The sequence below is a fragment of the Brevibacillus massiliensis genome, assembly GCF_000311785.1.
Classification (GTDB): domain Bacteria; phylum Bacillota; class Bacilli; order Brevibacillales; family Brevibacillaceae; genus Brevibacillus_C; species Brevibacillus_C massiliensis.
In genome coordinates this window covers 242,555-250,462 of sequence record NZ_HE978542.1, presented here as the reverse complement: position 1 = coordinate 250,462, position 7,908 = coordinate 242,555, and the positions used below count along the sequence as shown (strand labels likewise).

Annotated in this window: 4 protein-coding genes, 3 tRNA genes and 1 pseudogene; 7 read left to right on the top strand and 1 reads right to left on the bottom strand. The window is 56.2% G+C overall.

The features are described from left to right. Positions 1 to 17 precede the first annotated feature (17 nt). The 5 genes from HGBM_RS16775 to HGBM_RS16755 all read left to right on the top strand — a co-directional run bounded on the left by HGBM_RS16775 (position 18) and on the right by HGBM_RS16755 (position 2,091). Positions 18 to 94 (top strand) — tRNA-Arg (locus HGBM_RS16775). Positions 95 to 168: 74 nt separating this feature from the next. Next, positions 169 to 245 (top strand) — tRNA-Pro (locus HGBM_RS16770). An 8-nt stretch (positions 246 to 253) separates the two neighbouring features. Further along, positions 254 to 336: transfer RNA gene (locus HGBM_RS16765), tRNA-Leu, on the top strand. Positions 337 to 527: 191 nt separating this feature from the next. After that, positions 528 to 1,502: an aldo/keto reductase gene (locus tag HGBM_RS16760; protein WP_019122246.1), complete on the top strand. Its 975-nt coding sequence runs from the start codon at positions 528 to 530 to the stop codon at positions 1,500 to 1,502. A gap of 52 nt (positions 1,503 to 1,554) precedes the next feature. Continuing rightward, on the top strand, positions 1,555 to 2,091 hold the full coding sequence (locus HGBM_RS16755) for a type 1 glutamine amidotransferase domain-containing protein (protein ID WP_019122245.1): 537 nt from the start codon (positions 1,555 to 1,557) through the stop codon (positions 2,089 to 2,091). A gap of 86 nt (positions 2,092 to 2,177) precedes the next feature. On the opposite strand, the pseudogene shc reads toward HGBM_RS16755, so the two are convergent. Next, positions 2,178 to 4,056: pseudogene (gene shc / locus HGBM_RS27760) on the bottom strand (squalene--hopene cyclase). 202 nt (positions 4,057 to 4,258) lie between these two features. On the opposite strand from shc, the gene HGBM_RS16745 reads away from it, so the two are divergent. Continuing rightward, the gene (locus HGBM_RS16745; protein ID WP_019122243.1) at positions 4,259 to 5,896 is read left to right on the top strand and encodes a dynamin family protein; all 1,638 of its coding nucleotides are present in this window, start codon (positions 4,259 to 4,261) and stop codon (positions 5,894 to 5,896) included. Positions 5,897 to 5,902: 6 nt separating this feature from the next. Beyond that, the gene (locus tag HGBM_RS16740) at positions 5,903 to 7,867 is read left to right on the top strand and encodes a dynamin family protein (RefSeq protein ID WP_019122242.1); all 1,965 of its coding nucleotides are present in this window, start codon (positions 5,903 to 5,905) and stop codon (positions 7,865 to 7,867) included. Positions 7,868 to 7,908 lie beyond the last annotated feature (41 nt).

The following is a 7,908-nucleotide window of genomic DNA, read 5'->3' as shown; positions in this document are numbered from 1 at the left end:
AATTCCTTCTTACACACGTGCCCTTAGCTCAGCTGGATAGAGCGTTTGACTACGAATCAAAAGGTCGGGAGTTCGAATCTCTCAGGGCACGCCATTTTACTCCAAAAAGTGAAGAAAAGCGTTGTAGAGTACTCCGAATACTTTTCGGTGAACCCACAGCCAAAATTACGGGAAGTGGCTCAGCTTGGTAGAGCGCTTGGTTCGGGACCAAGAGGTCGCAGGTTCAAATCCTGTCTTCCCGACCATCTTATATGCCGGTATGGCGGAATTGGCAGACGCGCGCGACTCAAAATCGTGAGGGAAACCGTGGGGGTTCAAGTCCCTCTACCGGCACCATACATATTTGTTTGAAAGCTTCGAGACGATGAATCATCCGTTTCGGGGCTTTTTTCATGCCTAACTGTAACAGCCGATTGACGATAGGAAAATAAAGGATTAGTATAATGCCCAAGGCCCATAAAGGGTCGCGAGAGGGGCAGAGCGGAAAGAGAACATGGATGAATCCAATTGAAAGGGGCCGGTTATGCATGAAATTCCATCGATTAGGCGGCAGCGGACTGAAAGTATCCGCATTAGGTCTTGGTACGAACGCGTTTGGGGGACGTGCTGATGAGGCGACCTCCATTCGCATCATCCATCATGCACTGGACAACGGCATTAATTTTATCGATACAGCAAATATCTACACCGGGTCGGAATCGGAGAAAATTATCGGTCAAGCTTTAGAGGGCAGGCGAGATAAGGTAGTGCTGGCGACGAAGGCGGGGTTGGTTCAGGGGGAAGGCCCCAATGACAGAGGGTCTTCGCGCTATCACCTGCAGCGGGAATTGGAGAGCAGCTTGAGGCGGCTGAAGACCGATTATGTGGATCTGTACCAAATCCATACCTTTGATCCCGATACACCGCTGGAAGAAACGCTGCGGACGCTGGACGACATGGTTCGTTCCGGCAAAGTCCGTTATATCGGGGCGTCGAATTACGCGGCGTGGGAGCTGATGAAGGCGCTCGGCATCAGCGATCTGCTGGGGCTCAACCGGTTTGTATCGATTCAAACCAGCTACTCGCTGGCCGACCGGACACCGGAGTTGGAGACAGTTCCGCTTGCTTTGGATCAAGGACTCGGCATCATCCCGTACTATCCGCTTGCTGGCGGGATATTGACAGGAAAGTACACGACTCTGGACACTGCACCGGAAGGGTCGCGAGCCGTGACTGATCCAAAATTTAAAAGGTTCTTCAATCCTGAAAGAATCGCCTTAGGTCAACAAGTGAGCCGTTTGGCCAATGAGGCAGGATGTTCGCCAAGCGCGCTGTCACTGGCTTGGCTGATGCACCAGCCTGCTGTTTCGACGGTGATTGTCGGGGCAACCAAAGTGGAGCAATTGGAAGAAAACCTGAAAAGCGCGTCTCTCGACCTTGATGAAGAACAGCTTCAAGAGCTGGATCGCATCAGCCGGGATTTCCGCTATGGAGAGCCGTTTGCCGTATTCCGCTTGCCTTGACATGAATCGTGATACAATGTAAGAAAATGAACTCGGACAGGGGGATGAGAGAATGCGGTTGGAAGGCAAAAAAATAGTTTGCTACATTGAAAACGAATTTGAAGACTTGGAGCTTTGGTATCCTGTTCTTCGCCTGAGAGAGGAAGGAGCGCAGGTGGACATCGTCGGACCGAAGGCAAATCACACCTATATCGGAAAATACGGCGTACCGTGCAGCTCGGATAAAGCAATCGACCAAGTAAAGCCCGAGGAGTACGACGGGGTGCTGGTTCCCGGCGGCTGGGCGCCCGACAAGCTGCGCCGCTATCCGGAGATTTTGTCCTTTATCCAAGCGATGGACCGGGCCAAAAAGCCGATTGGCCATATCTGCCACGCCGGCTGGGTGCTGGTCTCGGCAAAGATATTGCAAGGGGTGAAGACTACCTCAACGCCAGGCATCAAGGATGACCTGGAAAACGCGGGAGCGATCTGGGTAGATGAGGAAGTCGTCGTCGATGGACACATCGTCGGCTCCCGCCGTCCTCCCGATTTGCCGGCGTACGCCAAAGCCTTTGCCGATCTGCTGGCGCAATCGTTTGCGGCACATTGATACCACGACTCCACTCCCGGCCTGGATCGGCGCTGATTGCCCATCCAAAGGCCGGGAGTCATTCTTTACAATTCCTCTTTTTGAGCCTACGGCAAGAAAGCGGCTGCAAATTTCTCCCGGTAATGGGCGAGCGCCAGCAGCGGCCAAATGTAGCGGTAGCTGTGGTAGTGGATGTACAGGCCATCGGGCAGTCCCGCTCCGGTCGGGTAGGCAGCGGTCCAATCCAGTTTGTTCTGGGACAAAAGCAGGTACCGGATGCCTCGTTCCAGTTCGGCCGTCGGTTTCTGTTCTCCGGCGATCAGAGCGTCAACCGCCCAGGCGGTCTGCGAAGGTGTACTGGCCCCAAGCGGCGCATACTTTTTGACAATGTCACTTCGGCAAGATTCCCCCCAGCCGCCGTCCGGATTTTGTATCCGCAAAAGCCACGCAACGGCTTTGCGGATCGCCGGGTGATCACCTGGCAGGCCCGCAGCGGTCAACCCTGTGACGGCCGCCCACGTCCCGTAAATATAGGAAATCCCCCAACGGCCATACCACGATCCGTCTGCTTGCTGATGCCGAAGCAGCCAGGCAATGGCCCGCTGAATACGGCCGGTTTCCAGTTTCATCCCGGCGTGATTCCCTAAGAATTCCAACGTCCTTCCGGTCAGGTCGGCTGTAGACGGATCGGTAGCGGCGGCATCCGCTCCCTCAATCGGCAGGTGGCGTAAAATCCCGAGGTCCGTGTTTTTGGCAAACGCCGCCCACCCGCCATCCCTGTTCTGCATGGACAGGAGCCAGTCCACGCCCTTTATCCACGAGGTTCCATAGCTGGGATCGCTGCCCGCCGACCGGCGGATGGAACGCAGGGCCGCCGTGGTATCATCGACATCGGGATGCAAGGTATTCACGTCGGAAAACCCCCATCCTCCCGGCTCCACCGGGATTGCGAACGGCCCAATCACTGTATCGCCGCTGCTGTCTGGAGAGCAGATACGCGTTCGCTTTGGCGATCATCGGGGCGGATGGGGGAACGCCGGCAGTCTGCAGGGCGTAACTGAGCAAAGCGGTGTCCCAGACCGTAGACGTGGCCTCCTGGATATGCGGGAGTCCAGCAGCCTGACAAGCAAGCCCCTTGATTCCCCCAATCGCCCGGTAGATGGCCGGGTGATGCAGTGGATAACCGAGTGCCAGCAGTGCGAAGATCATCAAAAAAGTCGCACTGAAGTAGCTGTACAGGGTTCCATCCGGCTCCACTCTCTCCAGCATGAAGCGTTCAGCCGTTCGCAAGCCCAACGTGCTTAGCGCCTCGGGCAGAAGCGGGACGTGCCCTGCCCCTCGCCGGATCAGGTCGTAGAGGATTTGCCAGGCAGGTACATGCTTCTCCGCTGCGGAGCTTTTTCCGGCTAAATCCGAGAGATCGGGTGCATTTTTGGGTTTGACCGCAAATTTTTGCTGATGGACGACCAGGATCGGGGCGATATGTACTCTGGCATAACTCGAAAAGTCAAAAAAATCGACTGGGGAAACAGGCGGCAGGAGCATGATTTCAAGTGGAAGAAAATGCTTCATCCAGGGCAGCTGTCCGGCCAGGGACAGCATGATCCTCGTCACGAGACTAACGTTGGAAAGTCCGCCGCGGGACAGGATGAAACGCTTCGCCGCCAGCATGCTCTCGTCCGTTTTTCGGCGGTAACCCGAATACAGCAGCGCGAAGTAGGCTTCCACGGTCGCAGACAGATTTCCCGGCGTCTCGTCGGGAAACAGCTTCCATCCCCCGTCGACTCCTTGCCTGCGGGCAATTCGCTCCGCCAGCCTTCTGATCAGCTCATTTTCCGCGATGCCCAGGGACCGCAGCAGGATGATCGTATACGCATCTGTCATCGTCCCCGTTTCAAAGCAGAAGCGCCAGGAGCCATCTGTCTCCTGCTCTTTTTGCAGCCGGCTGATCAAGCGATCAATAGCGGCATCCACATGACTAGCCACAAGCCAAACCTTCCTCTCCGAAGAAATCGTGCCTAGTTGCACGTTATGCGCCGGGCGTGAAAAGGTGAGGGTGCGTGCACTGCCTGTCACCCGGGATAAAAATGTCAAACCGTGCCTGGAAAACCTGTCAACACGGATTGAACAAATAGTGGGAGTATGGTACATTCGGCATGGTAGAATAGATAGGTGGAGATGATCAACAGTGAACATAGATCAACAGTTGGCGAAACACAGAGATGCCAGCCAGCTTGCGAGCTCCCTGCTGCGCGCGGCAGAAGAAATCCGCCGGGGCGGGGACGAACCAAATGCTGTAAAGCTCATGCAGCTCGCGGACAAAACGCGAGGCAAGGAGATGAACATCGCTTTTTGCGGCCACTTTTCGGCGGGCAAATCGACGATGATCAATACATTGCTGGGCAGGGAACTGCTGCCGTCCAATCCGATTCCCACCAGCGCCAACGTGGTCAAAATCCGCGGCGGCGAACCGGCTGCCCGCGTCCACACTCGCGAAAATGGAGTGCTGACCTTTGACCCTGATACGGGAATGGACCAGCTGAAGGCGTATGCCGTCGACGGAGATGCGGTGGAATGGGTGGAGATCAGCTACCCGGGCTTGTTCCTGGGAGAAGAGACCAGCCTGCTGGACACCCCGGGGATCGATTCGACCGACGCGGCCCACAAGATCGCGACAGAATCGGCGCTCCATCTGGCAGACGTGGTGATCTACATGATGGATTACAATCATGTTCAGGCGGAAGAAAATTTCAATTTTACCAAAACATTGAAAGATCGTGAAAAGCCAGTCTATCTCGTGATCAACATGATCGACAAGCACGTCGATTTTGAGTTGGACTTTGACAGCTACAAAGAGAGTGTAGAAGAGGCGTTTGCCATGTGGAACATTCGCCCGGACGGCATCTTCTACACCTCCCTGGCGGAGCCGGATCACCCGGAAAACCAGTTTGCCCAATTTCGTGCCAAACTGTTGGAATTGCTGGAGCAAAAGGAGGCGTTGATTGAAGCCAGCGTGGTTCGATCGGCACTCCACCTCGTGGATGAACACGTCCGATTTCTTGCAAGGCAGCAGGACGGCGAGCGTCGGCAGTGGGAAGCAGCCCTTGATGTAGAGATCGAAGGAGTGGACGTTAGCAGCCGCGATGAAGTGAACCTGGCCCTCTTGGCAGCAGAGACCAAGCAAAATGACCTTGCTGTCCGGGTGAAGACAGCCGAGGAAGAGATGGAGAGCGAGCTCTCCCGGTTGTTGGACAACGCCAGACTCACATACTACAGCACCAATGAAGCCGCCGAACGCTACCTGGAAAGCCGCAAACCGGGTTTTAAAGTCGGCTTGCTCTTTTCCGGCAAAAAGACGGAAGAGGAGCGTGCCGCGAGGTTAGAGGCGCTGCTCGGGGATTTCCGGGAGAAAGTGGCGTCCAACCTCGACTGGCATTTTAAACAATTGATCGCCAAGTTCCCGGAGGCGTACGGCATCCGCGACGAAGCGTTCCATGCAGCCGCGCATGCCGTCAACATCGAGGTGACGGCCGAGATGCTTGCAGCACAGGTGAAAGAGGGGGCTGGCACCCGTGAATACGTGCTTAACTACTGCAAGGACATATCCGATGCGGTAAAAGCGGAGTACAGACGGGTCGGCCTGGAGATGATCAGACAGGTGGCGGCGAGCTTGTCCGCCTCCGTTCGCGAGGAGGGCCAAGAGCTTGATCAGCAGCGGGATCAACTGCGCAAACTGCTGGAAGCCCACCAAGCGCTCGAGGCTTTGTCAAAACGGGAAGAGGACGCAAGAGCACGGCTCTGTGCGATACTGCTAGAGGGAGAGTAAACGGGAATGAATCACTCGAAAGCGAAGCTGCTGGACGCAGCGAATCGGCTGCGCGGCGCAAGCGAGCAGATTGCCAATGTGCCGGGCATGCAGGCACAAGCCAAGGCGATGCGGGAGCGGGCCGACAGACTGGAGGCAAACCGTTTTACCGTTGCCTTGTTCGGAGCGTTCAGTGCGGGAAAATCTTCGTTTGCCAACGCATTGATGGGAGATATGGTGCTGCCGGTTTCCCCCAATCCTACAACGGCGGCAATCAATAAGATCCTGCCGACAACACCGGAACGGCCGCACGGCACTGTCAGGGTGGTCCTCAAAACGCCGGAAGCGATTGAAGGGGATGTGCTGCGTTCGCTTGCGGTATTCGGCATTCAGGCCGCCGATTTGCACGACGGGCTGGCTGCGGTAGGCCGCATCGACGTAGCCCAAATCGCGCCTGCGGCAAAGCCGCACTACTCGTTTTTAAAAGCGGTCACAAAGGGCATGCCGGAGATGGGGGAGCACATCGGCGGCGAACTGATCGTCGACATGCAAGCGTTTAAAAGCTTTGTCGCCAAAGAGGAGAAGGCTTGTTTTGCCGAGTACATCGAGCTGTTCTACGATTGTCCGCTGACGGAGCAGGGCATCATTCTGGTAGACACTCCGGGCGCCGATTCGATCAACGCCCGCCACACCGGGGTCGCCTTCGACTACATGAAAAACGCCGATGCGGTGCTGTTCGTCACGTATTACAACCACGCGTTTTCGCAGGCAGACCACGAATTCTTGCTGCAAATGGGACGGGTCAAGGACACGTTTGAACTGGATAAAATGTTTTTCCTCGTCAACGCTGCCGATCTCGCCGCCTCACGGGAAGAACTCGACGATGTCCTGCAGCACATCGAAAAAAATCTGCTCTCCTGCGGGATCCGCCACCCGCGGCTGTATCCGGTATCGAGCCAGACGGCACTGTTGGCCCGGCTGCACGAAAAAGGCAAGCTGTCGGCCTCCGCGGAAAAGGTCTACCGCCAGCGCACGCAGACAGGCGAGGGCGATCCGCTTCCGGAAGCCGGGCAGGCGCTTGCGCTGTCAGGCTTGCCGGATTTTGAACGGGATTTTTCCCGGTTTACGATCGAAGAATTGACGCAGATGTCGGTGGAGGCAGCAAACGGAGAAATCCGCCGTGCCAAAGCGACACTGGGCGAGATGATCGCAGCGGCACAGGAGGGAGAACAGGCCAGACAGCTGCGCAGACAACAGGCAGAAGCTGCCCGCCAGTCCGCCATTTTGCGGGTAACATCCCTGTCTGCCGCTGCAGAGGAACGCGATCTGGCCAAAGAGCGGGAGGAGCTGCTGTTCTATGTCAAGCAGCGGTTGTTCTTCCGGTTTAGCGAGTTGTTTAACTACGCGTTTAACCCGTCGGTGATAAAAGAGGACGGCAGGAATCTGAAGCAGGCCCTGCAAGGTTCCCTGCAGGAGCTGCTCCGTTCTGTCAGTTACGATCTGGGCCAGGAGCTGCGGGCGACTGCGCTCCGGCTGGAGAAACAGTTAAACAAAAGCGGCAGGCGGTTGATGGAACAGTGGGGGAAGGAACTCGCCCACGATGCCGGCAATCTGTCGTTGGCACCCTACACAGACTTTAAAGTGGAAACGCCTGAATTTGCCGAGCAACTGCCTGACTCTTCGCCGGCGAAATTTCAGCCAGCTCTGCAGTATTTTAAGAATACGAAGGACTTTTTCGAAGGAGACGGCAAGAAAAAAGTCCGCGATGAGCTGGAGAAGCTGCTTCAGCAGCCGGTAGCCGGCTACCTGGAGGCGGGCGGAGAGCGGCTTGCCGATGCCTTTGCCGCCGCCTTTGCCGAAATGGTGGAGCGCTCAAGACAGCAGGTCATCGAACAGGTGGAGGAGTACTACACCGGGATATTTGCCGCACTGGACATGAAGGTGGATGTGGACGAGCTGGTCCGCAAGCGGGATCAGCTCATTGAACAATAGGACAAAACGCTCTTCCTGGCCGCAGCCAGGAAGAGCGTTTT

What these genes read in the sequence shown, in the direction of transcription:
- HGBM_RS16760 (WP_019122246.1), top strand. Translation starts at nt 528, where the DNA reads ATGAAATTCCATCGATTAGGCGGCAGCGGACTGAAAGTATCCGCATTA.
- HGBM_RS16755 (WP_019122245.1), top strand. Translation starts at nt 1,555, where the DNA reads ATGCGGTTGGAAGGCAAAAAAATAGTTTGCTACATTGAAAACGAATTT.
- HGBM_RS16740 (WP_019122242.1), top strand. Translation starts at nt 5,903, where the DNA reads ATGAATCACTCGAAAGCGAAGCTGCTGGACGCAGCGAATCGGCTGCGC.